The 25,822-nt window shown below is 70.9% G+C and carries 27 protein-coding genes and 1 tRNA gene; 13 read left to right on the top strand and 15 right to left on the bottom strand.

All coding sequences use genetic code 11. The features are described 5' to 3' along the window. Nucleotides 1-74: 74 nt before the first annotated feature. Together STSP_RS04585 and STSP_RS04580 are read left to right on the top strand one after the other, a co-directional pair. Nucleotides 75-362: a YiaA/YiaB family inner membrane protein gene (locus STSP_RS04585; RefSeq protein ID WP_067272339.1), complete on the top strand. Its 288-nt coding sequence runs from the start codon at nucleotides 75-77 to the stop codon at nucleotides 360-362. Between the two features lie 109 nt (nucleotides 363-471). Next, nucleotides 472-1,098 carry a TetR/AcrR family transcriptional regulator gene (locus tag STSP_RS04580; RefSeq protein ID WP_067272337.1) on the top strand — a complete coding sequence of 209 codons (627 nt, stop codon included), beginning with the start codon at nucleotides 472-474 and terminating at the stop codon, nucleotides 1,096-1,098. Nucleotides 1,099-1,232: 134 nt separating this feature from the next. On the opposite strand, the gene STSP_RS04575 is transcribed toward STSP_RS04580, so the two are convergent. Beyond that, on the bottom strand, nucleotides 1,233-1,694 hold the full coding sequence (locus STSP_RS04575) for a MaoC family dehydratase (protein ID WP_067272336.1): 462 nt from the start codon (nucleotides 1,692-1,694) through the stop codon (nucleotides 1,233-1,235). 127 nt (nucleotides 1,695-1,821) lie between these two features. On the opposite strand from STSP_RS04575, the gene soxR reads away from it, so the two are divergent. Continuing rightward, nucleotides 1,822-2,352 carry a redox-sensitive transcriptional activator SoxR gene (soxR, locus tag STSP_RS04570; protein WP_067272326.1) on the top strand — a complete coding sequence of 177 codons (531 nt, stop codon included), beginning with the start codon at nucleotides 1,822-1,824 and terminating at the stop codon, nucleotides 2,350-2,352. Nucleotides 2,353-2,773: 421 nt separating this feature from the next. Here soxR and STSP_RS04565 read toward each other — a convergent pair whose 3' ends face one another. Then, a complete protein-coding gene (locus STSP_RS04565; RefSeq protein WP_067272378.1) occupies nucleotides 2,774-3,490 on the bottom strand; it encodes a 3-keto-5-aminohexanoate cleavage protein in 717 nt (238 codons plus the stop codon). A gap of 87 nt (nucleotides 3,491-3,577) precedes the next feature. Between STSP_RS04565 and STSP_RS04560 the strand changes: the two genes are divergently transcribed. After that, on the top strand, nucleotides 3,578-4,096 hold the full coding sequence (locus STSP_RS04560) for a hypothetical protein (RefSeq protein WP_067272323.1): 519 nt from the start codon (nucleotides 3,578-3,580) through the stop codon (nucleotides 4,094-4,096). A 63-nt stretch (nucleotides 4,097-4,159) separates the two neighbouring features. Here STSP_RS04560 and STSP_RS04555 read toward each other — a convergent pair whose 3' ends face one another. Further along, on the bottom strand, nucleotides 4,160-4,762 hold the full coding sequence (locus tag STSP_RS04555; RefSeq protein ID WP_067272320.1) for a hypothetical protein: 603 nt from the start codon (nucleotides 4,760-4,762) through the stop codon (nucleotides 4,160-4,162). Nucleotides 4,763-5,091: 329 nt separating this feature from the next. Between STSP_RS04555 and STSP_RS04550 the strand changes: the two genes are divergently transcribed. After that, a complete protein-coding gene (locus tag STSP_RS04550; protein ID WP_067272317.1) occupies nucleotides 5,092-7,977 on the top strand; it encodes a penicillin acylase family protein in 2,886 nt (961 codons plus the stop codon). Between the two features lie 87 nt (nucleotides 7,978-8,064). On the opposite strand, the gene STSP_RS04545 is transcribed toward STSP_RS04550, so the two are convergent. Beyond that, nucleotides 8,065-9,381 carry an exo-beta-N-acetylmuramidase NamZ family protein gene (locus STSP_RS04545; RefSeq protein ID WP_067272314.1) on the bottom strand — a complete coding sequence of 439 codons (1,317 nt, stop codon included), beginning with the start codon at nucleotides 9,379-9,381 and terminating at the stop codon, nucleotides 8,065-8,067. Between the two features lie 241 nt (nucleotides 9,382-9,622). On the opposite strand from STSP_RS04545, the gene STSP_RS04540 reads away from it, so the two are divergent. Then, nucleotides 9,623-10,390: an SDR family oxidoreductase gene (locus STSP_RS04540; protein WP_067272313.1), complete on the top strand. Its 768-nt coding sequence runs from the start codon at nucleotides 9,623-9,625 to the stop codon at nucleotides 10,388-10,390. A 183-nt stretch (nucleotides 10,391-10,573) separates the two neighbouring features. Continuing rightward, entirely contained in the window at nucleotides 10,574-11,167 is a 594-nt protein-coding gene (locus STSP_RS04535) for a TetR/AcrR family transcriptional regulator (RefSeq protein WP_067272375.1), read from the top strand. Nucleotides 11,168-11,225: 58 nt separating this feature from the next. Here STSP_RS04535 and STSP_RS04530 read toward each other — a convergent pair whose 3' ends face one another. The 6 genes from STSP_RS04530 to STSP_RS04505 all read right to left on the bottom strand — a co-directional run bounded on the left by STSP_RS04530 (nucleotide 11,226) and on the right by STSP_RS04505 (nucleotide 15,823). Then, nucleotides 11,226-12,440 (bottom strand): acyl-CoA dehydrogenase family protein, encoded by a 1,215-nt coding sequence (locus tag STSP_RS04530; protein ID WP_067272311.1) that lies wholly within the window; start codon nucleotides 12,438-12,440, stop codon nucleotides 11,226-11,228. 8 nt (nucleotides 12,441-12,448) lie between these two features. Then, nucleotides 12,449-13,471 (bottom strand): phosphotransferase family protein, encoded by a 1,023-nt coding sequence (locus tag STSP_RS04525; RefSeq protein ID WP_067272309.1) that lies wholly within the window; start codon nucleotides 13,469-13,471, stop codon nucleotides 12,449-12,451. A 168-nt stretch (nucleotides 13,472-13,639) separates the two neighbouring features. Continuing rightward, on the bottom strand, nucleotides 13,640-13,957 hold the full coding sequence (locus STSP_RS04520; protein ID WP_067272306.1) for a DUF202 domain-containing protein: 318 nt from the start codon (nucleotides 13,955-13,957) through the stop codon (nucleotides 13,640-13,642). Further along, nucleotides 13,954-14,346: a YidH family protein gene (locus tag STSP_RS04515; protein ID WP_067272303.1), complete on the bottom strand. Its 393-nt coding sequence runs from the start codon at nucleotides 14,344-14,346 to the stop codon at nucleotides 13,954-13,956. The genes STSP_RS04520 and STSP_RS04515 overlap by 4 nt, the downstream gene beginning before the upstream one ends. A gap of 10 nt (nucleotides 14,347-14,356) precedes the next feature. Continuing rightward, nucleotides 14,357-14,902 carry an NUDIX hydrolase gene (locus tag STSP_RS04510; RefSeq protein WP_067272372.1) on the bottom strand — a complete coding sequence of 182 codons (546 nt, stop codon included), beginning with the start codon at nucleotides 14,900-14,902 and terminating at the stop codon, nucleotides 14,357-14,359. Nucleotides 14,903-14,929: 27 nt separating this feature from the next. Continuing rightward, nucleotides 14,930-15,823: a DMT family transporter gene (locus STSP_RS04505; protein ID WP_067272370.1), complete on the bottom strand. Its 894-nt coding sequence runs from the start codon at nucleotides 15,821-15,823 to the stop codon at nucleotides 14,930-14,932. A gap of 215 nt (nucleotides 15,824-16,038) precedes the next feature. Between STSP_RS04505 and STSP_RS04500 the strand changes: the two genes are divergently transcribed. The 4 genes from STSP_RS04500 to STSP_RS04485 all read left to right on the top strand — a co-directional run bounded on the left by STSP_RS04500 (nucleotide 16,039) and on the right by STSP_RS04485 (nucleotide 21,246). Next, nucleotides 16,039-17,694, top strand: coding sequence for an FAD-binding dehydrogenase (locus STSP_RS04500; RefSeq protein ID WP_067272300.1), 1,656 nt, complete (start codon nucleotides 16,039-16,041; stop codon nucleotides 17,692-17,694). Nucleotides 17,695-17,873: 179 nt separating this feature from the next. Then, nucleotides 17,874-18,824, top strand: a complete 951-nt coding sequence (locus STSP_RS04495; protein WP_067272297.1) for a hypothetical protein — start codon at nucleotides 17,874-17,876, stop codon at nucleotides 18,822-18,824. Nucleotides 18,825-18,885: 61 nt separating this feature from the next. Continuing rightward, on the top strand, nucleotides 18,886-20,418 hold the full coding sequence (locus tag STSP_RS04490) for an APC family permease (protein WP_067272294.1): 1,533 nt from the start codon (nucleotides 18,886-18,888) through the stop codon (nucleotides 20,416-20,418). A gap of 153 nt (nucleotides 20,419-20,571) precedes the next feature. Continuing rightward, nucleotides 20,572-21,246 carry a molybdopterin-dependent oxidoreductase gene (locus tag STSP_RS04485; protein ID WP_107441195.1) on the top strand — a complete coding sequence of 225 codons (675 nt, stop codon included), beginning with the start codon at nucleotides 20,572-20,574 and terminating at the stop codon, nucleotides 21,244-21,246. Here STSP_RS04485 and STSP_RS39960 read toward each other — a convergent pair. Next, complete coding sequence (locus STSP_RS39960) at nucleotides 21,236-21,400, bottom strand: hypothetical protein (RefSeq protein ID WP_232789520.1); 165 nt, start codon at nucleotides 21,398-21,400, stop codon at nucleotides 21,236-21,238. The genes STSP_RS04485 and STSP_RS39960 overlap by 11 nt on opposite strands. An 18-nt stretch (nucleotides 21,401-21,418) precedes the next feature. Here STSP_RS39960 and STSP_RS04480 point away from each other — a divergent pair, with 18 nt between their 5' ends. Then, complete coding sequence (locus STSP_RS04480) at nucleotides 21,419-21,949, top strand: cytochrome b/b6 domain-containing protein (protein ID WP_408646228.1); 531 nt, start codon at nucleotides 21,419-21,421, stop codon at nucleotides 21,947-21,949. Nucleotides 21,950-22,096: 147 nt separating this feature from the next. On the opposite strand, the gene STSP_RS04475 is transcribed toward STSP_RS04480, so the two are convergent. Both STSP_RS04475 and STSP_RS04470 read right to left on the bottom strand, forming a co-directional pair. After that, nucleotides 22,097-23,494: a GntP family permease gene (locus tag STSP_RS04475; protein WP_067272286.1), complete on the bottom strand. Its 1,398-nt coding sequence runs from the start codon at nucleotides 23,492-23,494 to the stop codon at nucleotides 22,097-22,099. Between the two features lie 128 nt (nucleotides 23,495-23,622). Next, the gene (locus STSP_RS04470) at nucleotides 23,623-24,147 is read right to left on the bottom strand and encodes a gluconokinase (protein ID WP_067272283.1); all 525 of its coding nucleotides are present in this window, start codon (nucleotides 24,145-24,147) and stop codon (nucleotides 23,623-23,625) included. Nucleotides 24,148-24,277: 130 nt separating this feature from the next. Between STSP_RS04470 and STSP_RS04465 the strand changes: the two genes are divergently transcribed. Next, a complete protein-coding gene (locus STSP_RS04465) occupies nucleotides 24,278-24,979 on the top strand; it encodes a FadR/GntR family transcriptional regulator (protein ID WP_067272368.1) in 702 nt (233 codons plus the stop codon). A 17-nt stretch (nucleotides 24,980-24,996) separates the two neighbouring features. On the opposite strand, the gene STSP_RS04460 is transcribed toward STSP_RS04465, so the two are convergent. Both STSP_RS04460 and STSP_RS04455 read right to left on the bottom strand, forming a co-directional pair. Then, nucleotides 24,997-25,428 carry a YchJ family protein gene (locus STSP_RS04460; protein ID WP_067272365.1) on the bottom strand — a complete coding sequence of 144 codons (432 nt, stop codon included), beginning with the start codon at nucleotides 25,426-25,428 and terminating at the stop codon, nucleotides 24,997-24,999. Nucleotides 25,429-25,523: 95 nt separating this feature from the next. Beyond that, a tRNA-Leu gene (locus tag STSP_RS04455) sits at nucleotides 25,524-25,608 on the bottom strand. Nucleotides 25,609-25,822: the final 214 nt, after the last annotated feature.

Here is a 25,822-nt window from a genome sequence, read left to right as displayed (position 1 = left end):
GCCGGGGGCATGAGTACGAAGCTGAGTATCCGCGCGGATGCGGCCCTCCGACATGGGCCGCGACGCTGGACCGCATGACTGAGACACCCGTCAAACAGCAGAGCACCGCGGCGTTCTACGGTCAGGCTGTCGCCTCCTTCGCCGTCGCCCTGGCGGCGACGGCCGTCGGGATCTTCAATCTGCAGGCCGACGCCTGGGTCCGCGGCTTCCTGGGCATCGCCGTCCTCTATCTGGTCACCTCGGCGTTCACTCTAGCCAAGGTGATCAGGGACCGGCAGGAGGCCGGACAGCTGGTCAGCCGGGTCGACCAGGCCCGGCTCGAGAAACTCCTCGCCGAGCACGATCCCTTCGAGAAGCTCTAAGCGCCCGCTCAGCATTCCGGTATCGTGGTGCGTCATGCCACTTCTGGCGCGGCCCGCAGGGCCGTGTTCGCCGAGGATGGTGGCAGGCGACAGGTGGAAGGGGCGAGTGATGGGTGCGGCGGCGCAGACGGACGAGGTCGAGAACGAGCCGTGGGGTGAGGTCACCCCGGATGCGGCCCGGCGGCTGCTCGTCGCCGCCGTCGAGGCCTTCGCCGAGCGCGGTTACCACGCGACGACCACGCGCGACATCGCGGGTCGCGCCGGCATGAGCCCGGCCGCGCTCTACATCCACTACAAGACCAAGGAAGAGCTGCTCCACCGCATCAGCAGGATCGGCCACGAGAAGGCCCTCGAGATCCTGCAGACGGCGTCCGCCCACGAGGGCACCGCAGCGGAGCGGCTCTCCGACGCCGTACGGTCCTTCGTCCGCTGGCACGCCTCGCAGCACACCACCGCGCGTGTGGTGCAGTACGAGCTGGACGCGCTCGGCCCCGAGGCGCGCGCGGAGATCGTCGCACTGCGCCGCAGGACCGACGAGGTGGTGCGCGGGATCATCAACGACGGTGTGCAGGCGGGGGAGTTCGACGTGCCCGATGTGCGGGGCACCACCGTCGCGGTGCTGTCCCTCTGCATCGATGTCGCACGCTGGTTCAACGTGGCGGGGCGCCAGACACCCGACGAGGTCGGCGCCCTCTACGCCGACCTCGTGCTGCGGATGGTGGGCGCCAAGCGGTAAGCCGCAGGGCGCCGAAGGGGCGAGCCCGTCGCCCCGGCGGGCGCCGCCGGGGCGATGGCCGACGCTCCCGGCTTCCGGGTGTCTGTGCTTTCGGGTGTCCGTAACCGCGGTGCTTCCGGGTGTCCGTACCGCGGTCAGAAGTAGTAGCGCGACACCGACTCGGCCACGCATACCGGCTTGTCGCCGCCCTCGCGCTCGACGGTGACGGCCGTCGTCACCTGCACGCCGCCGCCCGCCTCGGTGACCTCCGTGAGGACGGCCGTGGCGCGCAGCCGCGAGCCGACCGGCACGGGAGCGGGGAAACGCACCTTGTTCGTGCCGTAGTTGATGCCCATCTTCATCCCCTCGACCTGGATCACCTGCGGGACCAGCGCAGGCAGCAGCGACAGGGTGAGGTAGCCGTGGGCGATGGTCCTGCCGAAGGGCCCGGCGGCCGCCTTCTCGGGGTCCACGTGGATCCACTGGTGGTCGCCCGTGGCGTCCGCGAACAGGTCGATCCGCTTCTGGTCGATCTCCAGCCAGTCGCTGTGGCCCAGCTGCTCGCCGACCGCTGCCTTCAGCTCGTCGGCGGACGTGAAGATCCTCGGCTCTGCCATGGTCCCTGACCCCTCCCGGGCATCGTTTTCTAAGCGCTTGCTCAGCATGGTCTGGCGGAGCGCCGCTGTCAACGAGGGGTCTCCTCCGCCGACGAGGAGCGGGACAGGGGCCGGTAGGGTGCGGAGGGTGCCGCAGATTCCGGAGAAGATCCACGAGCTCACCGTCGGCCAGCTGTCGGCCCGCAGCGGCGCCGCCGTCTCGGCGCTGCATTTCTACGAGTCCAAAGGGCTGATCAGCAGCCGCCGCACGGCGGGCAACCAGCGCCGCTACCAGCGCGACGCGCTGCGCCGCGTCGCGTTCGTCCGCGCCGCCCAGCGAGTCGGCATCCCGCTCGCGACGATCCGCGAGGCCCTCGCCGAACTCCCCGAGGGGCGCACCCCCAACCGCGAGGACTGGGCCCGCCTGTCCGAGGCCTGGCGCTCCGAACTCGACGAACGCATCAAGCAGCTCAGCCGCCTGAGGGACCACCTGACCGACTGCATCGGCTGCGGCTGCCTGTCCCTGGAGACGTGTGTCCTCTCCAACCCGGACGACGTCTTCGGCGAGCGGCTGACCGGTTCAAGCCTGCTTCCCGAACGCGGCCGCACCGGAAAGCCGGGCAGGACGCAGCGCCCTGGTGAGACAGAGCGCGATGACACCAAAAGCACCTGCTGTTGACCACCAAGGGCACCTGAGCGGCCAGCGCGCCGCCCGGGCATGAGCCCGCCAGCAGAGGCCTAAGCCGGACCGGCAGAGGTCCAAGTCCGGCCGGGGAACAAGCCGGGCGGCAGAGGTACAAGCCCGGCCCCCGGCAAGCGCGTCCGCGGGCAGCGAACAGTGGCGCCCGTGGACGGCGCGCCCCCTCCGCGCGCCGCCCCCGGCCCCGCGAACCCGCCCTGCCGTCCCCTGTGCGGCAGGGCGGAGCACATGGCGAACCCTTGGCTCTCGTCCCATCGTTGCCCCGGTTGCCCCGGTCGGACCCTCACCGCATTGCGCAGCCCCTACTGTCCCGGCGGCACATCCGCGCAGCCAGCGATTTACGTCTGCTACGGTCCCCGCCCCCCGAACGAGGATCGCCGACCGAACCCCCGGGCTGCCGCTACGGCCCCGCCCCCACACTCAGCGCCGCCGCCACCAACTCCCCGTTGGACCCGGCCCGTCGCCCGTCCGGCAGGACCAGCGTGTCCTCCAGGCCGATCCGGGTCGCCAGCCCCAACCGCAGGGCCATCCGCAACACCGGCCAGGCGCCGCCCTCTTCACCGTGCAGCAGCACCGGACGGCCATGGGCGGTGCCGATCGCGTCGAGCAGGTCCCGGGCGGTGTCCTCGGCGGTCTCCGGATCCGGATCCGCGACCTCGGCCAGGACGCGCAGGACCCGCGGCGCCAGGCGCGACGCGGTGAACCGCGCCGGGCCGTCCGTCCCCGACCACAGCCCGGCCTCCACGCCCACACCCCGGTCGAGCAGGGCCGCCGCGACCTCCTCGGCTCCCGGCTCATGCCAGTTGACAGAGGCGTGGTCGGGCAGCAGCGTCCACTCGCGTATGCGCGCGGCCCGTGCCCGCGGGTCCGGCTCGGCCCACGCGCCCGTCGTCACGCCGACCGGGACACTGACCGCGGAGCGTATCGCTTCGAGCGTCGCCGCAACCGCACGCGGCGACAGAGTGTCCTGTCCACAGGGGGACTTGGGATGTACATGTACATCCTGGGCTCCGGCCGCGACGGCCTCCGCCGCGGACTCGGCCATCGCCCCCGGAGAAACCGGCACGGCCGCACCATCGCCCGCACCGCGCGGGCCGTTGAGACACACCTGGAGCAGGAAGTCCATGTCACCGATGGTGCCAGCCGCCACTGACAACCCGGCCTCCACCGACACCGAGGACCGGGCATCGAGGAGGAGTCACCCATGAGCCTCGCCATCTGCTCACTCAAGTGGGAAGCAGAACGCAGCGGCCCGCAGAAGATCTCGTACGACAGCGACGGCTACCACCTGGTGCGCTTCCCCTATACGGCGGGCGACGAGTCGTACGACCCGTGGAAGATGCACGACCCGGGCCACGGCGGCGACAAGAAGTCCGCGTTCCCGGACCCCCGCTCCGGGCTGATATGGCCCAGCCACGACGGCTGGGGCGTGCTGTCCGCGCTGGTCTTCTGGGAGGCGGCCGCCCAACCCAGCGAGTACCGTGCGCGGTTCGTGCGCGATCCGCTCGGCTCCTCGACGGGGTACGACTCGACCGCCACGACCGACGGTGCCACCACCCGGGGCGGCCAGTACCGCACGTACATGTGGCAGATGTTCGTGCACAGGGGCACGCCGCTGGGGCTGAAGGTCTCGGCGCGCGGCGCGGGGGACAAGAAGCTGGCCACGCCGCTGATCCTGGCCGAGTTCAAGCTCGCCATCCACACGGATGTGATCACTCCGTAGCGCAGAAACGGTCCGCCACTTCGCGCACGGGGGTGCGGCCAGGACGTCGCACCCCCGTCGTGCTCAGGCTGAGACCAGCAGCCGCGCTCGTCTCGCCTCCGCCAGGGCCGCGGACGTCAGAACGGGCCGCGGCACCACTATCCCGCAGCCCGTGCAGACCGGACCCGACGACGGCTCATGGGCCAGGTCGTTCTTCCAGACGAGGCGCGAACCCGAGCACACCGGGCAGGCGTCTCCCGGCTCGCGCTCCAGGGCTGCTATCAGCCGCCGCAGTGTCTCGGCCAGCGGCCCGGCGGGATGGACCCGGGGGTCGTCGCACCATGCGACGCCGAAGCCGCCCCAGGTGAGCCGGTGCCAGTCGTCCACGCTGCCCGGCCTGCGCAGTCCGTCGTGCTTCTCCCTCCGGCGCCGCTCGGCGAACTGGGCCTCGTAGGCCAGCCAGACCGCCCGTGCCTCCTCGAGTTCGTCGAGCGCGGCCACCAGCCGCGCCGGATCTGGTGAGCGGTCCTCCTGCCCGAAGCCCGCCCGGGAGCAGAGATGGTCCCAGGTGGCCCGGTGGCCGTAAGGGGCGAACCGCTCGAGGCACTTGCGCAGTGAGTACCGCCGCAGTGCCAGGTCGTTGCGGGGGTCACGCACCTGTCTCGCGAGACTCCGGAATCCGGCCATCGCTCTGCACCTCCGTCACATGTACTCCGGCTGATTCGGCGTCGTCGTACGGACCTCGCCGAATAGACGTATCGACACGCAATTCGGCTCCATCCGAATTTGGATGACACCCATCAGTTGCCTTCGAGGGTCCCGGACGGGCCGTCAAGGGACTGTCAATGTGGGCTCTCGTCGGTCTCTCGTCGGTCCCTGCCGGACGACGACACGCAATTCGCGCCGCCCTTGGCGGCCCAACCCTGTGGCGATTCCGAAAACATGACGCATGTTCATCTTCAATCGTCGCTATACCGGCGGTAACCTCCGGCTCACCATCGTCGGGAGGAGCAGGAATGCCACGGCGTACCCCACATCGCACCCGCATCAGATCCCTGCGCGAATCCGCGGGCTCACTGGCCCTCATGGCCGTATTCGTCTTTACCGGCGGCATGTTGGCCCCGGTCCCGGCAGTCGCCGCCGCGGAGCCGGCTGCCGCCGACTACTGCGAGGGCCAGTGCGCGGACATCCTGCCGCCCGGTACGGACGGCAGTGCCACCCTCGCCGAGATCCTCGCCAACCAGCTGCTGGGCACTCAGCCCGCGCACGCCGACGACCAGTTGGGCCCCTACGGCGCGCTCTCCTCCGGGTACCCGAGTCTCACGGACGACACCCTCGATCAGTACTTCAACGACGCCTCGTTCGGCGTCCCCGACGACCAGGTCGCCTCCGTCACCCGCCCCCGCGACGACGTGACGATCACCCGCGACAAGAAGTACGGCATTCCCCACATCAAGGGAACCACCCGCTACGGAACCGAGTTCGGCGCCGGCTATGCCGCAGGGCAGGACCGGCTCTGGCTCATCGACCTGTTCCGGCACATCGGGCGGGGCGAGCTCAGCTCGTTCGCGGGCGGCGCACCCGCCAACCAGGGCCTCGAGCAGGAGTTCTGGCCGCAGGCCCCGTACACCGAGGAGGACCTGCAGAAGCAGGTCGACCACATCCGCGAGACCGCGGGTGCGCGCGGCGAGCAGGCCATGGCCGATGCGCAGGCGTACATCGACGGCCTCAACGCCTATCGCGAGCAGGCGAAGGACGGCCGGTACTTCCCCGGCGAGTACGTCCTCACCGGCAAGATCGACGCGATCACCAATGTGGGCGAGATAGAGCCCTTCAAGATCACCGACATGATCGCGCTCGCCTCGGTCGTCGGCGGGCTCTTCGGCAACGGTGGCGGTGGCGAGATCGAAGCCGCACTCTCCCTGCTCGAGGCGCAGCAGAAGTACGGCGTCGAGGAGGGCACCAGGATCTGGGAGTCCTTCCGGCAGCGCAACGACCCGGAGACCGTGCTGACCCTCCACGACGGCAGCAGCTTCCCGTACGCCGGCAAGCCCGACAGCCCGCGCGGCATGGCCCTGCCCGACCCCGGATCGGTCGAGCCGGAGCAGCTCGTGTACGACCGCGAGGGTTCGGCGGCGACGAGCGCCACAAGTGCCCAGAACACCGAGGGCGCCCAGAGCACCCAGAGCCTCAAGGACCCCGTGAAGGTGTCCGGCCGCCTCAAGCCCCTCCAGGGCATCTTCGACGACGGTGTGCTGCCCGCTGACCTCTTCTCCGGGGGAGCGAGCAGGAAGGGCATGTCCAACGCCCTCCTCGTCTCCGGCGAGCACACCGCCAGCGGCCACCCCGTGGCCGTCTTCGGGCCGCAGACCGGCTACTTCGCGCCGCAGCTGCTGATGATGCAGGAGCTCCAGGGCCCCGGCATCAGCGCGCACGGCGTCTCGTTCGCGGGCGTCGGCATGTACGTCCAGCTGGGCCGCGGCCAGGACTACGCCTGGTCGGCGACCTCCGCGATGCAGGACATCACCGACACGTACGCCGTCGAGCTGTGCGAACCGGACGGCGGCACCTCCACCAAGCAGTCCACGCACTACCTCTACCGCGGCACCTGCACCCCCATGGAGAAGCTCGAGAAGCGCAATGCCTGGAAGCCGACGGTGGCCGACTCCACGGCCGCAGGCTCGTACCGGATGCAGGTCTTCCGCACGAACTACGGCATCGTCACGCACCGCGCCACGGTCGACGGCAAGCCCGTCGCCTACACCTCGCTGCGCTCCACCTACCGGCACGAGGCCGACTCGATCATCGGCTTCCAGATGTTGAACGACCCGTCCTACGTCAGGGACGCCAAGACGTTCCAGCAGGCCACGCAGCACATCAGCTACGCCTTCAACTGGTTCTACGCCGACTCGCGCGACATCGCGTACTACAACAGCGGCGCCAACCCGGTGCGCGCGGCGAACATCGATCCGTCGTTCCCGGTGAAGGCCGAGAAGGCGTACGAATGGCGGGACTTCGACCCCACGTACAACACGGCCGCCTACACACCGCCCGACCAGCACCCGAACTCGGTCAACCAGGACTACTACATCTCCTGGAACAACAAGCAGGCCGAGGACTACAGCGCCGCCAACTTCAGCCTCGGGGCCGTCCACCGCGGCGATCTCCTCGACGGACGCGTGAAGAAGCTCGTCGAGAAGGGCGGGGTGACCCGGGCCTCGCTCACCCGGGCCATGGCCGACGCGGCGGTCACCGATCTGCGGGGCGAGCAGGTGCTCCCCGAGCTGCTGAAGGTGCTGCGCTCCGAGCCGGTCGGCGATCCCGCGCTCGCCAAGGCGGTGCAGCAGCTCGAGTCCTGGCAGGCGGCAGGAGCACAGCGCAAGGAGACGTCGGCCGGCTCACACACGTACGCCCATGCCGACGCGATCAGGATCATGGACGCCTGGTGGCCGCTGCTGGTGGAGGGCGAGTTCAGGCCCGGCCTGGGCGATGACCTGTGGACTGCGCTGACCGGGCAGCTCACGGTCGACGAGTCGCCGTCCGCGAGCCACGGTCCCACGGGCGGGCACGCGGGCTCCGCCTTCCAGTACGGCTGGTGGGGCAACGTCGACAAGGACCTGCGCAGGGTCCTCGGGGAGCCCGTGGAGGGTGCGCTCGGCCGCACGTACTGCGGAGACGGGTCGCTTGACGCCTGCCGGGACGTCCTGCTCGGCACGCTCGCGCAGGCCGCCGCCAAGCCCGCGACCGAGGTCTATCCGGGCGACGACACCTGCGACGCGGGCGACCAGTGGTGCGCGGACGCGATCGTCCACCGGCCCCTCGGCGGCATCAAGCACCGCGCGATCCAGTGGCAGAACCGGCCCACGTACCAGCAGGTCGTGGAGTTTCCGACGCATCGGTAGCGCGTGTGGGGCGGCGGGCCGGGCAGGTACGGTCCGCCGCCGCACGGCGAACGCCGCTGACCATTCCCGGGCGCGCGCACCGGCGCGTCAGCGGTAGAGCAGATAGCCGGCGCGCATCCGCCGGAACCCCTCGAGCTCGCTCTGCCAGGCCGCGACCACCTCGTCCGAGGTCGCCCCCGCGTCGATCATCGTGCGGACCTGCGTACTGCCCGTCAGCTTGTCGATCCAGTTGTCGGAGCGCCAGGCGAAGCCGCTCCACACCTGCTTCGCGGTGACCAGCAGCGCGATGCCCGTACGCACCGGGTCGTACGCCGCGCGGTCCCGGACATGGATCTGCACGCCGCCGACCGTCTTGCCCTGGAACTTGGAGAATGTGGGCGCGAAGTACGCCTCGCGGAAGTCCACGCCCGGCAGTTCGAGGGCGTTCGCGGCCTCGGCCCAGTGGCGGTCGACGCCCTCCGCGCCGAGCAGCTCGAAGGGCCGCGTCGTGCCGCGCCCCTCCGAGAGATTGGTGCCCTCGAAGAGGCAGGTCCCCGCGTAGACGAGCGCGGTGTCGGGCGTCGGCATGTTGGGGCTCGGCGGGACCCAGGGCAGCCCCGAGGTGTCGTAGAACTCCGTGCGCTTCCAGCCGGTCATCAGTACGGTCTCCAGCCCCACCGGAGTCTTCAGGAACTCGCCGTTGAACAGGCGCGCGAGCTCCGCGACCGTCATCCCGTGCGCCTGCGAGATCGGCTGCCGCCCGACGAACGTCGCGAACTCCTTGTGCAGCACCGGCCCTTCGGCGCTGCGGCCCGTCACGGGGTTCGGGCGGTCCAGGACCACGAACCGCTTGCCCGCGAGCTGCGCGGCCTCCATGCAGTCGTACAGGGTCCAGATGTACGTGTAGAAGCGCGCGCCCACGTCCTGGATGTCGAACACGACCGTGTCCACGCCGGACGCGGTGAAGATGTCAGCCAGCGGCTGCCCGCTCTTCAGGTACGTGTCGTACACCGGGAGCCCGGTCGCCGGGTCGTCGTACCGGCCCTCCGAGCCGCCCGCCTGCGCCGTGCCGCGGAACCCGTGCTCGGGCCCGAAGACGGCGGCCAGGTCCACGCGTTCGTCCTCGTGCATCACGTCGACGATGTGGCGTACGCCCCCGCTCCCGGCGCCGCCGCGGGTGATCCCGGTCGGGTTGGTCACGATGCCGACCCGCCGGCCGTCGAGCAGTGCGTAGCCGTCCGCGGCCAGCTGTTCGAAGCCGGTGCGCAGCCGGCGGCCGCCCTCCGCCGCGGCGGCCGGTCCCGCGGACACCGGTCCTGTGACGGCCGCCGCTCCCAGGGCCGAGCCGGCGGCGAGCAGGTTGCGTCTGGACAGGTTGGGTCTGGACAGGTGGGGTCGGGACGGATTGCGTCCGGACAGGTTCATGGTGCTCCCTCCGTGTTCTGATCGATCGCGGAAGATCGCATGGCCTCGCACGCTAGCGTGCGTGCCGCTCGGCGGGAACCGGGCGTTCGCGGGGCGGGAAGGGGCATTCCCTCACTCCGTTCCCTCCGTTCCCCCATTCCGTTGCTCCGTCCGATTCCCTTCCCCATCTAAGGCCGTTCCCCTTCCCATCGTCCTGACCGACTGCTTAGTCTGTAACCAGCAATCGAGTCGAGGGAGACCGATGGTGGACACCCTGCAGGGGACGGGAGTCGTCGTCACCGGAGCCGGAGGCGGCATCGGGGCGGTGTTGGCACGCAGGTTCGCCGCGTCCGGGGCGCGCGTCGTGGTCAACGACCTGGATCCCGGGAAGGCGAAGGCCGTGGCCGACGAGTTCGGAGGCATCGCCCTGCCGGGCGACGCCTCCGCGATCGTGGCCGACGCCCGGGACGCGCTGGGCGGCACCGTCGACGTCTACTGCGCCAACGCCGGGCTCGCCTCCGGCGGCTCGGAGAGCGCCGACGAGGAGGTGTGGGCCGCCGCCTGGGACGTCAACGTCATGGCCCATGTGCGGGCCGCCCGCGAGCTGCTCCCCGAGTGGCTGGAGCGCGGCAGCGGCCGCTTCGTGTCCACCGTCTCCGCGGCCGGACTGCTCACCATGATCGGTGCCGCGCCCTACAGCGTCACCAAGCACGGCGCGTACGCCTTCGCCGAGTGGCTGTCCCTCACGTACCGCCACCGCGGCATCAAGGTCCACGCGATCTGTCCGCAGGGCGTACGCACCGACATGCTCACCGCCTCCGGTTCGGCGGGCGAACTCGTACTGACTCCGACGGCGATCGAGCCCGAGGACGTCGCGGACGCCCTCTTCGCGGGCATGGCCGAGGACCGCTTCCTGATCCTGCCGCACCCCGAGGTCGCCGAGTACTACCGGGTGCGGGCCGCCGAGCCCGACCGCTGGCTCGGCAACATGAACCACATTCAGCAGAAGTGGGAGGCGACCGGGCAGTGACCGTCGGTCCGCATGAGAAGGGGGCGGTCGGGACGGAGTCCGCCCGTGTGCGGAGGGTCCTGCCCGACACGCCGGAGACGGCAAGTGGGAAGATCCTCCCGCGGGACGTGTGTTCCCGGCCACAGGACGCGTGACGCACCGGGCGTGACGACACGTGACGACACGGAAAGGCAGGTGGCGGCAGTGCCCAGGACGACGGACGGAGACGGCACGCCCGTCCCGCAGCGGCTCCTCGCCGCCGCCACCCGGCTCTTCGCCGAGCGCGGCTACGACCGTACGTCGGTGCAGGAGATCGTCGAGGCGGCCGGGGTCACCAAGGGCGCGCTCTACCACTACTTCGGTTCCAAGGACGACCTGCTGCACGAGGTGTACGCGCGTGTGCTCCGCGTCCAGCAGGAGCGCCTCGACGCCGTGGCGGACACCGACGCACCGGTGGAGCAGCGGCTGCGCGACGCCGCGGCCGACGTCGTGGTCACGACCATCGAGCACCTCGACGACGCGGCGATCTTCTTCCGCTCGATGCACCACCTCAGCCCCGAGAAGAACAAGCAGGTGCGGGCCGAGCGGCGCCGCTACCACGAGCGGTTCCGGGCTCTGGTCGAAGAGGGCCAGAAGAGCGGGGTGTTCTCCACCGCGACGCCGGCCGACCTCGTGGTCGACTACCACTTCGGGTCCGTGCACCATCTGTCCACGTGGTACCGGCCGGACGGCCCGCTCAGCCCTCAGGAGGTCGCGGACCACCTGGCCGACCTGCTGATGCGGGCGCTGCGGCCGTGACGCTTTCCACACACAGCTGAGCCCCCAGCCGTCCGGCTGGGGGCTCACGCGTGCGTGGTTACAGGTACTGCTTCAGCTCGCGCCGCGCCAGCGACCGCTGGTGCACCTCGTCGGGCCCGTCCGCGAGCCGCAACGTCCGTGCGGCCGCCCAGAGTTCGGCCAGCGGGAAGTCCTGGCTCACGCCACCCGCGCCGTGCAGCTGCACCGCCTGGTCGATGATGTCCACGACGGCCCGCGGCGTCGCGATCTTGATGGCCTGGATCTCGGTGTGGGCGCCCTTGTTGCCGACCGTGTCCATCAGCCATGCCGTCTTCAGCACCAGCAGCCGCAGCTGCTCCACGGTGACCCGCGCGTCCGCGATCCACTGCTGGACGACGCCCTGCTGGGCGAGCGGCTTGCCGAACGCCGTACGCGCCACCGCACGCTCGCACATCAGCTGGATCGCCCGCTCGGCCATGCCGATCAGCCGCATGCAGTGGTGGATACGGCCCGGTCCGAGCCGGGCCTGGGCGATCGCGAAGCCGCCGCCCTCCTCGCCGACGAGGTTGGACACCGGCACGCGCGCGTGGTCGAACACGACCTCCGCGTGGCCTCCGTGGTAGTGGTCCTCGTACCCGTAGACCTGCATCGCGCGCCGGATCTCGAGGCCCGGAGTGTCGCGCGGCACCAGCACCATGGACTGCTGGCGGCGGATGTCCGGACCGTCCGGGTCGGTCTTGCCCATCACGATGAAGATCTTGCAGTCGGGGTTCATCGCGCCGGAGATGTACCACTTACGGCCGGTGATGACGTACTGGTCGCCGTCCCGCTCGATACGCGTGGTGATGTTGGTCGCGTCCGAGGAGGCCACCTCGGGCTCGGTCATCGCGAAGGCCGAGCGGATCTCGCCCGCGAGGAGCGGCTCCAGCCACTGCTTCTTCTGCTGGTCGTCGCCGAACTGGGCGAGCACCTCCATGTTGCCCGTGTCGGGGGCGGCGCAGTTCAGCGCGGTCGGCGCCAGCTGGGGCGAGCGGCCGGTGATCTCGGCGAGGGGCGCGTACTGGAGGTTGGTCAGCCCCGCGCCGTACTCCTCGTCCGGCAGGAAGAGGTTCCACAGGCCCCGCCTGCGCGCCTCGGCCTTGAGGTCCTCGACGACCGCAGGGGTGTCCCACGGCGAGGAGAGCCGCGCGCGCTGCTCGTGCGCGATCGCTTCGGCCGGGTGGACGAACTCGTCCATGAAGGCCAGCAGCTTGCCACGCAGCTCTTCCGTCCGTGCGTCGAATGCGAAGTCCATGGTCTTGGTCAGCCTTCCTGGAGGGTGGTCAGGCCGTGCTCGATGAAGACGGGGACCAGTTCGCCGATGCGGTCGAAACCGGCGCCGACCGTCTGGCCCAGTGTGTAGCGGTAGTGGATGCCCTCGAGGATCACGGCGAGCTTGAACCAGGCGAAGGCCGTGTACCAGGAGATGGCGGACACGTCGCGCCCCGAGCGCGCGGCGTACCGTTCGATCAGCTCGGCGGGGTCGGGATGACCGGCCGCGGCGGCGGTCGTGCTGACGGGGGAGTCGGGCGTCTCGAGCGGGACGCTGTACATCACCAGCAGGCCCAGGTCGGTGAGCGGATCGCCGAGCGTGGACATCTCCCAGTCGAGAATCGCCTTGATCTCGTCGTGCGTGCCGATCAGCACGTTGTCCAGCCGGTAGTCGCCGTGGACGACCGCCGGGGCGGGCGATTCGGGCAGCTCGCGGCCGAGTGCGGCGTGCAGTTCCTCGATGCCGGGCAGCTCGCGGTTGCGGGAGGCGTCCAGCTGCTTGCCCCAGCGGCGCAGCTGGCGGTCCAGGAACCCTTCGGGCCGCCCGAAGTCCGCCAGGCCCGCCTCGGCCGGATCCACGGCGTGCAGCTCGACGAGCGTGTCGACGAGCCCGAGCACCGCGGCACGCGTCCGGTCCGGGCCGAGCGGGGCGAGCTGCTCGGCGGTGCGGTACGGCGTGCCGTCCACGAACTCCATGACGTAGAAGGGCGCGCCCACCACGTCCTCGTCCTCGCACAGCAGCACCGGCTCCGGCACGGGCACCGCGGTGGGGTGCAGGGCGCTGATCACCCGGTGCTCGCGTTTCATGTCGTGCGCGGTGGCCAGCACATGGCCGAGCGGCGGGCGGCGCACGACCCACTTCGTGTTCCCGTCCGACACCGCGTACGTGAGGTTCGACCGCCCGCCCTCGATCAGCCGGCCGGTCAGCGGACCGCTCACCAGGCCGGGCCGCTCTCGGTCCAGCCGCCGGCGGAGCCGGTCGAGATCGAGGCCTGGGGGGTGGTCTGAGCTCATCGTTCGCTCCTCCGTGCGCGGCTGGCGGGATGCGTTCCCGAGGACACCACAGCATGATGCCGACCGGTCGGTATGTAGTCCAGGGGTGAAGCGGAACGTGATCCGTTCCGCTGTCGTAAGGCGCCTGTCGTAAGGGGCTGCCACACCGGCATTCCGGTAGCCGCCGCATCAGTAGATGACCGCCGCCGCGAACGCGGCCAGGACCAGCGCACACGCCGCTGCCGCGACCGCATGCCGGGGTGTCAGCGGCGCGGGGGTCACCTGGGCCAGCGCGCGGATCCGGCGGTGGGCCACGGCCAGGAACCCCAGCCAGGCGAGGAAGCAGAGGGCGCAGGCCACCACGCCGAGCGCGGTGGGGCCGCCGTGCAGGGTCGTCCGCGCCGCCAGCACCGCGGCGACCGTGCAGGCCAGCGTCGTACGCCGCCACGCGAGCCTCGTGCGCTCCGGCTGCAGGCCCGGGTCCCGGGCCCCGGCCGGGCCGGTCATCCTTCCCAGCCGACGAGCACGACCACGACCATCGCGATCGCGACGACCGCGATGGTGACGCTCAGCAGCGCGGGGAACCGCGACACCGGCAGGTCCTCGCCGCGCCGCATGGCCCGCTCGCAGCGCACCCAGTGGTTCACGGCCCGCAACGAGCACAGCACCCCAGCGGCGAGCAGGGCGAGGGCGAGCCCGACGCGCCATCCCCATCGCAGGTCCGGCAGGAACTGGTCCACCGCGAAGCCGCCGCCGATGAGTGCGAGCGCGGTGCGCAGCCAGGCGAGGAAGGTGCGCTCGTTGGCCAGCGAGAACCGATAGTCGGGCGTCCGGCCCTCCTCCCGGATGGCCTGGGGCGCGAACCAGAGCCGGAGGTTCCGTACGAACTCGATCACGTGCAGGACCCTACCGGGGAGCGGGCCGGCCGCCTTCGGTCCGATACGACCTCAGCCGCTCGTACGCCGCCAGGCCATCCGGTACCCACGGCCACTCGGTGAGGCGCCGCTCCAGCTCGGCGTCGGACAGGAAGCCGTGCCAGGCGACCTCCTCGACCTGCGGGCTGACCGGGATCTCGCAGCGGACCTCGTAAACGGACGACCACCAGCTGTGCCCGTCGCCGCCGTCGTAGAGGAACTTGAACAGCGGCACGGGGTGCGGCAGTCCCGAGACGCCGAGCTCCTCCTCGGCCTCGCGCAGCGCCGCCGCGTCGTACGACTCGCCCGCCCCCACGACCCCGCCGACGAACATGTCGTACATCGACGGGAAGACCAGCTTCGTCGGCGTACGCCGGTGCACGAAGATCCGGCCGTCGGCGTCACGCGCCTGAATGAACACACAGCGGTGCCGCAGCCTGCGTGCGTACGCCTCGCCGCGCGGGGCCTGCCCCACGATCCGGTCGTCCTCGTCGACGATGTCCAGCAGTTCGTCCGCGGCACTCGTGGCGTCACTCACAGGGGCCTTCTCTCCGGAGGCGTTCACTCAACTGGGCTGGACGTTCGGTACGCGCTCCACAGGCGCCCCGCCCCGGGGCATGGCCGGGTGGATGCCGAGCAGCACGATGCCGACGACGATCGCCGCCAGGCCCGCAGACTGCCACGCCAGCGCGCCCGCGTCCGTACGCAGCTGGTCGCCGAGGAAGCCGACGCCGCACACGATGCCGGCCAGCGGCTGGGTCGCCGTCAGCGCAGGCAGGGACATCCGCAGCGAAGCCGTCTCGAAGGCGCTCTGGACGATGATGAGCCCCACGACACCCAGAACCAGCACGGCGTACGGCTGCCAGCCCGTGAAGAGCACGAGCCAGCCGCCCTCCGTGAACCGCTGCCCGCTCACCCGGGTCAGCGCGTCCTGCACGCCGTACAGCAGACCGGCCGCCACCGCCAGCAGGGCGGGCCCCGCACTGAGCCGCGACCGCGCCGCGAACGCGACCAGCGCCAGCGCGCTGCCGACCATCACCCCGATGATCAGCCAGTGCCGCAACGGGCCTGCGATGTCGTCGCCGCCGCGCGGCTGCCCCGCCAGGATGAACGCGGTCACGCCGCCCGCGAGCAGCGCGAGGCCCGCCCAGCCCTGACGGCCCAGCGGCTGTCTGGTGATCCGGCGGGACAGGGCCATCGCGAACAGCAGGTTCGTCGCCAGCAACGGCTCGACCAGGGACAGCTCACCGTTACCCAGGGCGACGGCGCCCAGCGCCATGCCGCACACCATGAGCCCGAGACCGGCCAGCCATCGCGGCATCCGCACCAGGTCGAGCAGGAGGCGGGGCGAGAGGAAGTCGCTCAGCGGGGCGTGCTGCGCCGCGTTCTGCTGCAGGACGTACCCGAGGCCCAGGCAGCAGGCAGCGGACACGGCGAGGACGACAACCAGAACCGACACGCAGAGCACCTCAAGACTTGGGTCCGGCCACGGGCGCGTCACGGCCGTGCCGGGGTACCAGCCTGACGATAGCTCCCCTCCGGGCGCCCCGCAGTCGGCTCCGTCACGTCGGCTGCCCGGAGCCCGGTACCAAGACTTGGTCACGCCCGTTCCCCAAGATCCGACCGACCGGTAAGAATGTCGCCCACTGGCATTCGAGGAGGGGAACGGGGCTCATGGCCTACGACGCAGATGTGATCGTGATCGGGGCGGGTCTCGCCGGGCTCGCGGCGACCGCGGAGCTCGTCGACGCGGGCCGCAAGGTCATCCTCCTCGACCAGGAACCGGAGCAGTCGATCGGCGGCCAGGCGCACTGGTCCTTCGGCGGCCTCTTCTTCGTCGACTCGCCCGAGCAGCGCCGCATGCGCATCAGGGACAGCCATGACCTCGCCCTCCAGGACTGGATGGGCACGGCGGCCTTCGACCGTGACGAGGACCACTGGCCGCGGAAGTGGGCCGAGGCGTACGTCGACTTCGCGGCCGGTGAGAAGCGGGCCTGGCTGCACGGTCAGGGTGTGCGGTTCTTCCCGGTCGTGGGCTGGGCGGAGCGCGGCGGCTACGACGCGAACGGCCACGGCAACTCCGTACCGCGCTTCCACATCACCTGGGGCACAGGGCCCGGCCTCGTCGCGCCGTTCGAGCGGCGGATACGGGAGGGCGTGGCGCGGGGCCTGGTGCAGCTGAAGTTCCGCCACCGCGTCACTGGCCTCTCGCGCTCCGCGGGCGCGGTGGACACGGTCAGCGGCGAGATACTGGAACCGTCGGACATCGAGCGCGGCCAGGCCAGCAGCCGCACCGCCACCGGCTCCTTCGAGCTCAGCGCCCAGGCGGTGATCGTCACCTCCGGCGGCATCGGCGGCAACCACGATCTCATACGGGCGAACTGGCCGAAGCGCCTCGGCCAGCCGCCCGCGAAGATGCTCTCCGGTGTGCCCGCGCACGTCGACGGCCTGATGCTCGGCATCGCGGAGAAGGCGGGCGCCCGCCTCATCAACCGCGACCGCATGTGGCACTACACCGAGGGCATCGAGAACTGGAACCCGATCTGGAGCAAGCACGGCATACGCATCCTGCCCGGCCCGTCGTCCCTCTGGCTCGACGCACGCGGCAACCGGCTGCCGGTGCCGCTCTTCCCCGGCTTCGACACGCTCGGCACGCTCGAGCACATCATGCAGACCGGGTACGACCACACATGGTTCGTCCTCGACCAGAAGATCATCGGCAAGGAGTTCGCGCTCTCCGGCTCCGAGCAGAACCCCGACCTGACCGGCAAGTCCGTCCGCGACGTCATCGGGCGGGCCCGCGCCGACGTCCCCGGTCCGGTCAAGGCGTTCATGGACCACGGCATCGACTTCGTGGTCGAGAAGGACCTCGGTGCGCTGGTACGCGGCATGAACGCCCTCACCGAGGAGCCGCTGATCGACGAGGCCCACCTGCGGCGCACCCTCACCGCGCGCGACCGCGAGATCACCAACCCCTTCACCAAGGACCTCCAGGTGACCGCGATCCGCGGCGCCCGCAACTACCTCGGCGACAAGCTCATCCGTACGGCCACCCCCCACCGCATGCTCGACCCCAAGGCGGGCCCGCTGATCGCCGTACGCCTGAACATCCTCACCCGCAAGACGCTCGGCGGTCTGGAGACGGACCTGTCGTCACGGGTGCTCACCGAGGGCGGGGACCCTCTGCCCGGCCTGTACGCCGCAGGCGAGGCCGCCGGCTTCGGCGGCGGCGGAGTCCACGGCTACCGCTCCCTGGAGGGCACCTTCCTCGGCGGCTGCCTCTTCTCGGGCCGAACGGCGGGCCGCGCGGCGGCGAGGGCGGTGGCATAGGGGGGGATCCCGCCATGGGCGAGAGGCCGGGCGGGGCAAACCGCCCAGGTGACACGAGTACGCACGAACACGGCCTTGACGGAAACAAACCCCTCCGCTTTGCTTTCCGTGATCACCCTGGCACACCGTGCCATAGCCGTGCCCAACCGTGCCGTAGCCGTGTCATAAAGGAACCCGCGGTGCCCCCACCCCCGCCCCCCTTCGGCCGCGCCCGCAAGCGCGGGGCCCACGCCTTCGACGCCGCGCTCGACGACACGGAACTCGCCTCCGCCCGTACCGCCCTGGCCCAGGGCCGCTGGACCGAGGTCCGCTCGCTGCTCGTGGCCACCGGCGACGACTGGGACCGCCGCGGCCACCGGATCACCGTCCTCGCCCAGGAACCCGGCACGGCCGCCTGGTCCCGCGAATGGCGGCTGGCCGAGCCCGAGTCGGCCGACGCGGCCGTACTGCAGGCCTGCGCCATGGTCTTCCGCGCCCTGAACGGCAAGGAGCGCCCCGACCACGTGCGCAAGGCCTGCCACGCCGCGGCCGCGCTCGTCCCGGACGACCCGACCCCGTGGCTGTCGCTGCTGATCCTCGAGTGCGCGACGGGCCGCGAGGAGGACGTCGTGCGGCTCTTCGACGAGGTCCGCCACCGCCACCCGGACCACCATCACGCCCACCATCTGATGGTGGCCCGCCTGGCGGAACGTCACGCCGAAGCCGGTCAGGACCCGATGCACGAGGTGTACGACTTCGCGTCCTGGGCCGCCGAACAGGCCCCCGCGGACTCGCCCCTGGCCATCCTGCCCGTCATCGCGCACACCGAGCGCTACCGCGTCCTGGCCGCCGCCGGCAGCGAACCCCTCGACGTGGCGTCCTCACGGCACTGGACGGGACGCCGGGCCCGCCATGTCATGAATGCGGCCTTCGACTGGTGGCTGGAGTGGGGGAACGAGGACCACCCGCGCAACCGCGTCGACCTCAACTTCCTCGCCCACGCCAAGTTCTGCGAGGGCCGCCCTGCCGAGGCGGCCGCGCTGTTCCACCGCATCGGACCGCATGCGACCCCGGCCCCCTGGTCGTACCCGGACCGGGATCCGTACGACGCCTTCCGCACCGCACGCAACATCACACTCGGCACCGCCTAGCCCGCCCGCCCCGTATCCCACCCGCCCCGCACCTCAACCGCCGCGAAAGGACAACCCCGTCATGACCACGGGCAGTACGAGCACGAGCGAGATCAGAACCTACAAGGGGCAGGAGCGTGCCCTGCGCGCCGACCGCCTCGGCACGGCAGGGCTACTGCTGTCCGTGCTCGCCGCCACGGCACCCCTCATGGTCGTCGCTGGTGTCATGCCCACCACATTCGGGGTGATGGGCATCGTCGGACAGCCCCTGCTCTTCGTCGTGCTCGGCGTCGTACTGGCGCTGTTCAGCGTCGGATACGCCGAGATGAGCCGTCACGTCCACAACGCCGGTGCCTTCTACGCGTACATATCGCGCGGCCTGGGCGGCACGGCCGGCTCGGGCGCGGCGCTGGTCGCGCTCGTCGCCTACAGCGCGCTGCAGGTCGGCGTCTACGGCATCTTCGGCTTCGAGGTCTCCGGGCTCTTCGCCACCTACCTCGACACGGAGGTCGCCTGGTGGATCCCCGCCCTCGCGGCCGTGCTCCTCGTGGGCGCCCTGGGCTGGCTGAAGATCGACCTCAACGCGCGCGTGCTCGGTGTGCTGCTGATCGTCGAGGTCGCGCTCGTCGTCATCTTCGACATCGGGGCCGTCGCCGACCCCTCCAAGGAAGGCCTGTCGCTGCACGCGTTCAACCCCGAAACGCTGACCGGTGCGGGCCTCGGTACCGCACTGTGCTTCTGCGTCGCGGCCTTCCTCGGCTTCGAACAGGCGCCGGTCTACGCAGAGGAGACCAGCCGGCCCCAGGTCGTCGTGGCCCGCGTGATGTTCCTCGCCGTCGGGTTCGTCGCCGTCTTCTTCGCCCTCAGCTCCTGGGCGCTCACCGTCGCCGCCGGCCCGTCCGGCATCGTCGCGGCCGCCCAGAAGCAGAGCGCAGGGCTGCTGTTCTTCCTCACCGAAAACAGCCTGGGCACCACCTTCACCGACGTCCTGCACGTCCTGTTCGTCACCGGCATGTTCGCCGCGTTGCTCAGCTTCCACAACGTCGTCGCCCGGTACGCCTTCGCCATGGGCCGCGAGGGCCTGCTGCCCGCCGCCTTCGGCCGCACCAACAACGCCAGCGGCGCGCCCGGCACCGGCTCACTGCTGCAGACCGTGATCTCTGTGGTGGTCGTCGTGGCCTTCGCGGTGACCGACAGCGGCCCGAACGGCGATCCGACGGCACCCGTGCTGCACCTGTTCACCTGGATGGGCAACATCGGCGCGCTCGGCGTCATCCTGCTGATGGCCGTCGCATCGCTCGCCGTCATCGTCTTCTTCGCCCGCCGTGGCGCCGCCCGTGCCCAGGCCTGGCGCCTGGCCGCCTCCGCGGCCGCCGGGATCGCCCTGCTCGTCATCGCGGTCTACACCGTGAAGGACTTCGACGTCCTCGTCGGCTCCGGCCCGGGTTCGGCGCTCAGCTGGGTACTGCCGGGCATCATCGCGCTGGCCGCCGTGACCGGCCTCGTCCAGGGCGCGGTGCTCCGCGCCCGGAGGCCGGAGGCGCATGCGCGCATCGGCCTGGGCAACGAGGCGTTCCAGCTCGACAAGGCGGCGGAACACGCGGTCTCGAGATGACAGAAGTCTGACGGACGCCCGCGGCCTCTGGTCTCCAGGCGCCGCGGGTGTTCGAATCAATGGGTGACCTCAGAACAATCCGCGGAGCCCGCAGAGCCCGCAGGGCCCGAGCCCGAGGCGGAGGGGCAGGGAACACCGGTAGGCCGCCGTCTCATGCTCGGCATGCTCGGGCTCGGCGCGCTGGGCGTGGCCGCCGCCCCCGGGCTCCAGCGCGGTCTCGAGTCCTTCCTGGGCAACGCGGCGGACGAGGACCCGACCGGCCTGACCGGCCTGCTCCCCAACGGCGGCGGCTTCCGCTACTACTCGGTCGCCTCGTCCGTACCGCGGAAGGGTGCCGACGACTACCGCCTGACCGTCGACGGACTGGTCGACCGCCCCGCCACGTACTCGCTCGGGGAGCTGCGCGCCATGCCGCAGACGCGGCTCGTCCGCGACGTCCAGTGCGTCACCGGATGGCGGGTGCCGGACACACCCTTCGAAGGCGTACTGCTGTCCAGGCTGCTGGATGCCGCCGGAGTGCGTCCGACGGCCGGAGCGGTCCGCTTCACGTGCTTCGACGGCACGTACAGCGAGAGCCTCACCCTGCCGCAGGCCCGCAGGAAGGACGTCCTGGTGGCCCTGCGCATGCAGGACAAGCCGGTGAGCCACTCGCACGGCGGTCCCGTCCGCCTCTACGTGGCGCCGATGTACTTCTACAAGTCCGCGAAATGGCTCTCCGGCATCACTCTGACCGAGGACGTCCGGCCCGGGTACTGGGAAGAGCGCGGCTATGACGTGGACGCGTGGGTGGGCCGCTCGAACGGACGGGACGATGCGCCTACGACGTGACCTGGGGGACGGACAGGACCACGGTCACGGTCACGGTCACGGTCACGGCCCGGGACGCGCCGCCGGACCAGCCCCAGGCCGGGAGCGCGGAGCCGAACCGCACGAACCGCTGCCGCGAGTCCGCCGCTTCACCCGCGCCGAGCGCTGGGTGCACCGCACCACGGCCGCGCTGATGGGCGTCTGCGTGGTCACGGCCGCCTGCCTCTACGTGCCCCAGCTCGCCGAACTCGTCGGCCGCCGCGCCCTCGTGGTCACCCTCCACGAGTGGTCGGGACTGCTGTCGCCGGTCCCAGTCCTCGTGGGCCTCGCCTCCCGCGCCCTCCGCACGGATCTGCGGCTCCTGAACCGCTTCCACCCGCACGACCGCCGGTGGTTGCGTGCGGCCGTACGCCGTGACAAGCGCCGCGAGTCGCGGCCGGCCGGCAAATTCAACGCCGGGCAGAAGACCTACGCCGCGTGGATCGCCGGAGCCGTGCTCGTGATGCTCGGCACCGGTCTGCTGATGTGGTTCACGGACCTGGCCCCGCTGGTGTGGCGCACGGGCGCGACCTTCGTCCACGACTGGCTCGCGCTGGCGATCGGCATCGTCCTGGCCGGCCACATCGGCATGGCACTGGCCGATCCGGAGGCGCGCCGCGGTCTGCGTACGGGGTCCGTGGACCGGGAGTGGGCGGAACGCGAACACCCGCTGTGGCGGCCGTAGACCGCACCGGTCCGCACCGCCCGCAAGCCGCACCGGTCTGCACCACCCGTTATGGAAACGGCGGCGGTGAGACCCCCTCGTCGTGGGGTCTCACCGCCGCCGTGAACGTCGCTGTGAACGTCGCCGTGCAGGCCGTGCCGGCCGACGCTAGATGATCAAGGACAGCAGCAGGACCAGGGCGCCCGCGACGACCGAGATGATCGTCTCCATGACGGACCAGGTCTTGACGGTCTGCCCGACGCTCATCCCGAAGTATTCCTTGACGAGCCAGAATCCGGCGTCGTTGACATGGCTGAAGAAGAGCGAACCCGCGCCGATCGCCAGCACCAGCAGGGCCGCGTGCGTGGTCGACATGTCGGCGGCGAGCGGCGCCACCAGCCCGGCCGCGGAGATCGTCGCCACGGTCGCCGAGCCCGTCGCGAGGCGGATCGCCACCGCGATCAGCCAGGCGAGCAGCAGCGCCGGGATCGACCAGTCCTCGGAGATGTCCAGGACCATCTGGCCGACGCCGGAGTCGATCAGCGTCTGCTTGAAGCCGCCGCCCGCGCCGACGATCAGCAGGATGCCCGCGATGGGGGCGAGCGACTTCTCGACGGTCGAGGAGAGCCGCTCCTTGGTGAACCTGGCGGCCCGGCCGAGCGTGAAGAGACCGACGATGACCGCGGCGAGCAGCGCGATCATCGACGAACCGATGACGTCGAAGACACGCTGCACCGTGGACTCGGGGTCGTCCACCACGATGTCGACCAGCGCCTTGGACAGCATCAGGACGACGGGCAGCAGCATCGTGGCGAGCGTGATGCCGAAGCCAGGCCGCTTGTCCAGGTCGTCGGAGGCGCGCTGCGGGATCATCTTCTCGGGCGCGGGGACGTCGACCCAGCGGGCCGCGTACCGGGAGAACACCGGGCCCGCGATGATCACGGTCGGGATGGCGACGACGATGCCGAGCGCCAGCGTCACACCGAGGTTGGCCTTGACCGCGTCGATCGCGACGAGCGGGCCGGGGTGCGGCGGGATGAGGCCGTGCATCACGGACAGACCGGCCAGCGCCGGGATGCCGATGCGCATCAGCGAGTAACCGCCGCGCTTGGCGACCATGAGCACCACCGGGATCAGCAGCACGATGCCGACCTCGAAGAACAGCGGAAGCCCGATCACGGAGGCGATCAGCACGATCGCCCAGGGCATGGAGCGCCCGCCCGCCTTGGCGAGGATCGTGTCGACGATCTGGTCCGCACCGCCGGAGTCGGCGAGCAGCTTGCCGAGGATCGCGCCCAGCGCGATCAGCACGCCCACGCCCGCCACCGTGGAGCCGAGGCCGGTGGAGAAGCTCGCGATGGCCTTGTCGAGCGGGGCGCCCGCGAAGGCGCCGAGCGCGAGCGACCCGATGGTCAGCGCCAGGAACGCATGGAGCTTGAACTTCGTGATGAGCAGGACGATGACGGCGATGCCCGCGAGAACGGCTATGCCGAGCTGGGCATGGCCCGCCGAGGTGATCGGCTCGACAGCGTCCGCTGCCAGCGTCTCGACGCTGAGACTGGTCACGGTCTGTTTCCTTGCATGGGTTGGGGATTACAGGTGGGGGGTGTGGCGCGGGGGCCCGAGGTGCGGTGGTGCCGGAGGCAGGCGCGCCGGCCCGCTCGCCGGACCGGCCGCGGGGTCCAGGGCTGCTGCTACTCGGCCGGCTGCTGCCGCGCGAAGGCGCGGAGCGCCTCGACCGCCCGGTCGGTGATCTCGTCCGGGCTGCCCGACACATCGACGGCGACGCCCGCCTCGTCCGGCTCCAGCGGCTCGAGCGTGGCGAACTGGGAGTCCAGCAGGGCGGTCGGCATGAAATGCCCCTCGCGATGCGACATCCGGTCCTCGATGAGCTCGCGGTCACCGGTGAGATGGACGAAGACGATGCCGGGAGCTGCGGCACGCAGGCGGTCGCGGTAGCTGCGCTTCAGCGCCGAGCTGCTGGCGACACCACCGAGGCCGTCCCTGCTGTGCGCCCAGGCGCCGATGGCGTCGAGCCAGGGCCAGCGGTCGTCGTCCGTCAACGGCGTCCCGGCCGACATCTTGGCGATGTTGGACTCGGGGTGGAAGTCGTCGCCCTCGGCGTAGGGAACGCCGAGCCGGGCGGCGAGCAGGGGGCCGATCGTGGTCTTGCCGGTCCCTGCGACGCCCATGACCACGACGACGTGGGGGGTGCTCATCAAGTGCCTCGCTGTCTTCGTCGACATCGCTGTGTCACGTCACTGAAACTCAAAAGTCTGATGAATTCAAGGGGATGTGATCTAGTAGTCTGACTTTTGAGTGCGGGCCGGTGCCTCGTACGCTGACCGCATGACGACACAGGCCCAGGGGCTGCACGCACGCGTACTGGAGACCCTCGGGCCGGCCATCACCGCGGGGGAGTACCAGCCGGGCAGCGTGCTGCGCACCGACGAGCTGGCCGAGCGCCTCGAGGTGTCGCGCTCCGTGGTGCGCGAGGCGGTGCGCGTCCTGGAGTCGATGCACCTGGTCGAGTCCCGCCGCCGCGTGGGCGTGACCGTGCGCCCCGTCACGGAGTGGAACGTCTACGACCCCCAGGTCATCCGCTGGCGCCTGGCCGGCGCCGACCGCCCCCGCCAGCTGCGCTCCCTGACCGTGCTGCGCTCGGCCGTCGAACCCGTCGCCGCGGGTCTGGCCGCACGCAACGCCACCCCCGAGCAGTGCGCGGAGCTCACGGAATGCGCCCTCGGCATGGTCGCCACCTCACGCGGCCAGCAGCTGGAGGCGTATCTGGTGCACGACATCGCCTTCCACAGGGTGATCCTCAACGCCTCCGGCAACGAGATGTTCGCGCACCTCGGCGACCTCGTGGCCGAGGTGCTGGCCGGCCGCACCCACCACCAGGTCATGTTCGAGGACCCCGACCCCCCGGCCGTCCGGCTGCACGTGCAGGTCGCGGAGGCGGTACGGGAGGGCGACGCGACCCGCGCGGAGCAGCTCACCCGCGAGATCGCGGTGGGCGCTCTCCAGGAACTGGACATCCTGGCGCCCTGACGCCGGTCACGGCCCGCCTACGACTCGACGAACTCCCCGTCGACGTAGACCCACGCCCCGCCCACGCGCGTGAAGCGGCTGCGCTCGTGCAGAACGCCCGCCCGGCCGCCGTCCGTGTAGTGCGCCCGGAAGGTCACCGTGCCGGTGGTGTGGAAGGCCGAACCGTCGGTCGTGTCGAGGATCTTCAGGCCCGTCCAGCGCATCCCGGCATCGAAGTCCACCCGCGGCGGCCGCGTCTCCGGATGCCAGGTCCGCAGCAGATACGCCTCGTCCCGCACCGCGAACGCGCTGTACCGCGACCGCATCAGCGCCTCGGCGGTCGGCGCGGCGGCAGCACCGGAGTGGCGGCGACCGCAGCACTGGGAGTACGCGGCGCCGGAGCCGCAGGGGCACAGGGCGGGGGCTTGGGTCGCCGGGGGAGTGGAAGGACGGGGCTTGCGTCGGGCCATGCGGCCCATTGTGCCCGGCAGGGCCACGGCGCCCGTCCTGGCGTACGCCCACACGAAAACTGCCGGTCACCGAAGTGACCGGCAGTTCGCCGATGTGTCCGAGGGGGGACTTGAACCCCCACGCCCGATAAAGGGCACTAGCACCTCAAGCTAGCGCGTCTGCCATTCCGCCACCCGGACTTGGTGGTCTCTCGCGGTTTCCCGCGGCGACGTGGAAAACCATAGCAAACATTCGGGGGTGCCTGATCACCCGAGTGATCACTCCGGTGGTCCCGTCGGGACGTCGCCCCGCCATGCTGCTGTTAACGCTGTATGACCGGGCCGGGACCGGCCTTGGGCCACACCCGCTCCGAGGAGGAGGATGGGGGCGACCAAGGACGGGGACCACCAGCAG

This window comes from Streptomyces jeddahensis, assembly GCF_001642995.1.
Classification (GTDB): domain Bacteria; phylum Actinomycetota; class Actinomycetes; order Streptomycetales; family Streptomycetaceae; genus Streptomyces; species Streptomyces jeddahensis.
This window is presented reverse-complemented; position numbering and strand designations above follow the sequence as displayed.

Coding starts and splice junctions, on each gene's coding strand:
- STSP_RS04500 (WP_067272300.1), top strand. CDS start 16,039: ATGGCCTACGACGCAGATGTGATCGTGATCGGGGCGGGTCTCGCCGGG.
- STSP_RS04480 (WP_408646228.1), top strand. CDS start 21,419: ATGGGCGTCTGCGTGGTCACGGCCGCCTGCCTCTACGTGCCCCAGCTC.
- STSP_RS04555 (WP_067272320.1), bottom strand. CDS start 4,762: ATGGCCGGATTCCGGAGTCTCGCGAGACAGGTGCGTGACCCCCGCAAC.
- STSP_RS04490 (WP_067272294.1), top strand. CDS start 18,886: ATGACCACGGGCAGTACGAGCACGAGCGAGATCAGAACCTACAAGGGG.
- STSP_RS04465 (WP_067272368.1), top strand. CDS start 24,278: ATGACGACACAGGCCCAGGGGCTGCACGCACGCGTACTGGAGACCCTC.
- STSP_RS04460 (WP_067272365.1), bottom strand. CDS start 25,428: ATGGCCCGACGCAAGCCCCGTCCTTCCACTCCCCCGGCGACCCAAGCC.
- STSP_RS04530 (WP_067272311.1), bottom strand. CDS start 12,440: ATGGACTTCGCATTCGACGCACGGACGGAAGAGCTGCGTGGCAAGCTG.
- STSP_RS04575 (WP_067272336.1), bottom strand. CDS start 1,694: ATGGCAGAGCCGAGGATCTTCACGTCCGCCGACGAGCTGAAGGCAGCG.
- STSP_RS04580 (WP_067272337.1), top strand. CDS start 472: ATGGGTGCGGCGGCGCAGACGGACGAGGTCGAGAACGAGCCGTGGGGT.
- STSP_RS04470 (WP_067272283.1), bottom strand. CDS start 24,147: ATGAGCACCCCCCACGTCGTCGTGGTCATGGGCGTCGCAGGGACCGGC.
- STSP_RS04485 (WP_107441195.1), top strand. CDS start 20,572: ATGCTCGGCATGCTCGGGCTCGGCGCGCTGGGCGTGGCCGCCGCCCCC.
- STSP_RS04560 (WP_067272323.1), top strand. CDS start 3,578: ATGAGCCTCGCCATCTGCTCACTCAAGTGGGAAGCAGAACGCAGCGGC.
- STSP_RS04540 (WP_067272313.1), top strand. CDS start 9,623: ATGGTGGACACCCTGCAGGGGACGGGAGTCGTCGTCACCGGAGCCGGA.
- STSP_RS04520 (WP_067272306.1), bottom strand. CDS start 13,957: ATGACCGGCCCGGCCGGGGCCCGGGACCCGGGCCTGCAGCCGGAGCGC.
- STSP_RS04545 (WP_067272314.1), bottom strand. CDS start 9,381: ATGAACCTGTCCGGACGCAATCCGTCCCGACCCCACCTGTCCAGACCC.
- STSP_RS04550 (WP_067272317.1), top strand. CDS start 5,092: ATGCCACGGCGTACCCCACATCGCACCCGCATCAGATCCCTGCGCGAA.
- STSP_RS04585 (WP_067272339.1), top strand. CDS start 75: ATGACTGAGACACCCGTCAAACAGCAGAGCACCGCGGCGTTCTACGGT.
- STSP_RS04525 (WP_067272309.1), bottom strand. CDS start 13,471: ATGAGCTCAGACCACCCCCCAGGCCTCGATCTCGACCGGCTCCGCCGG.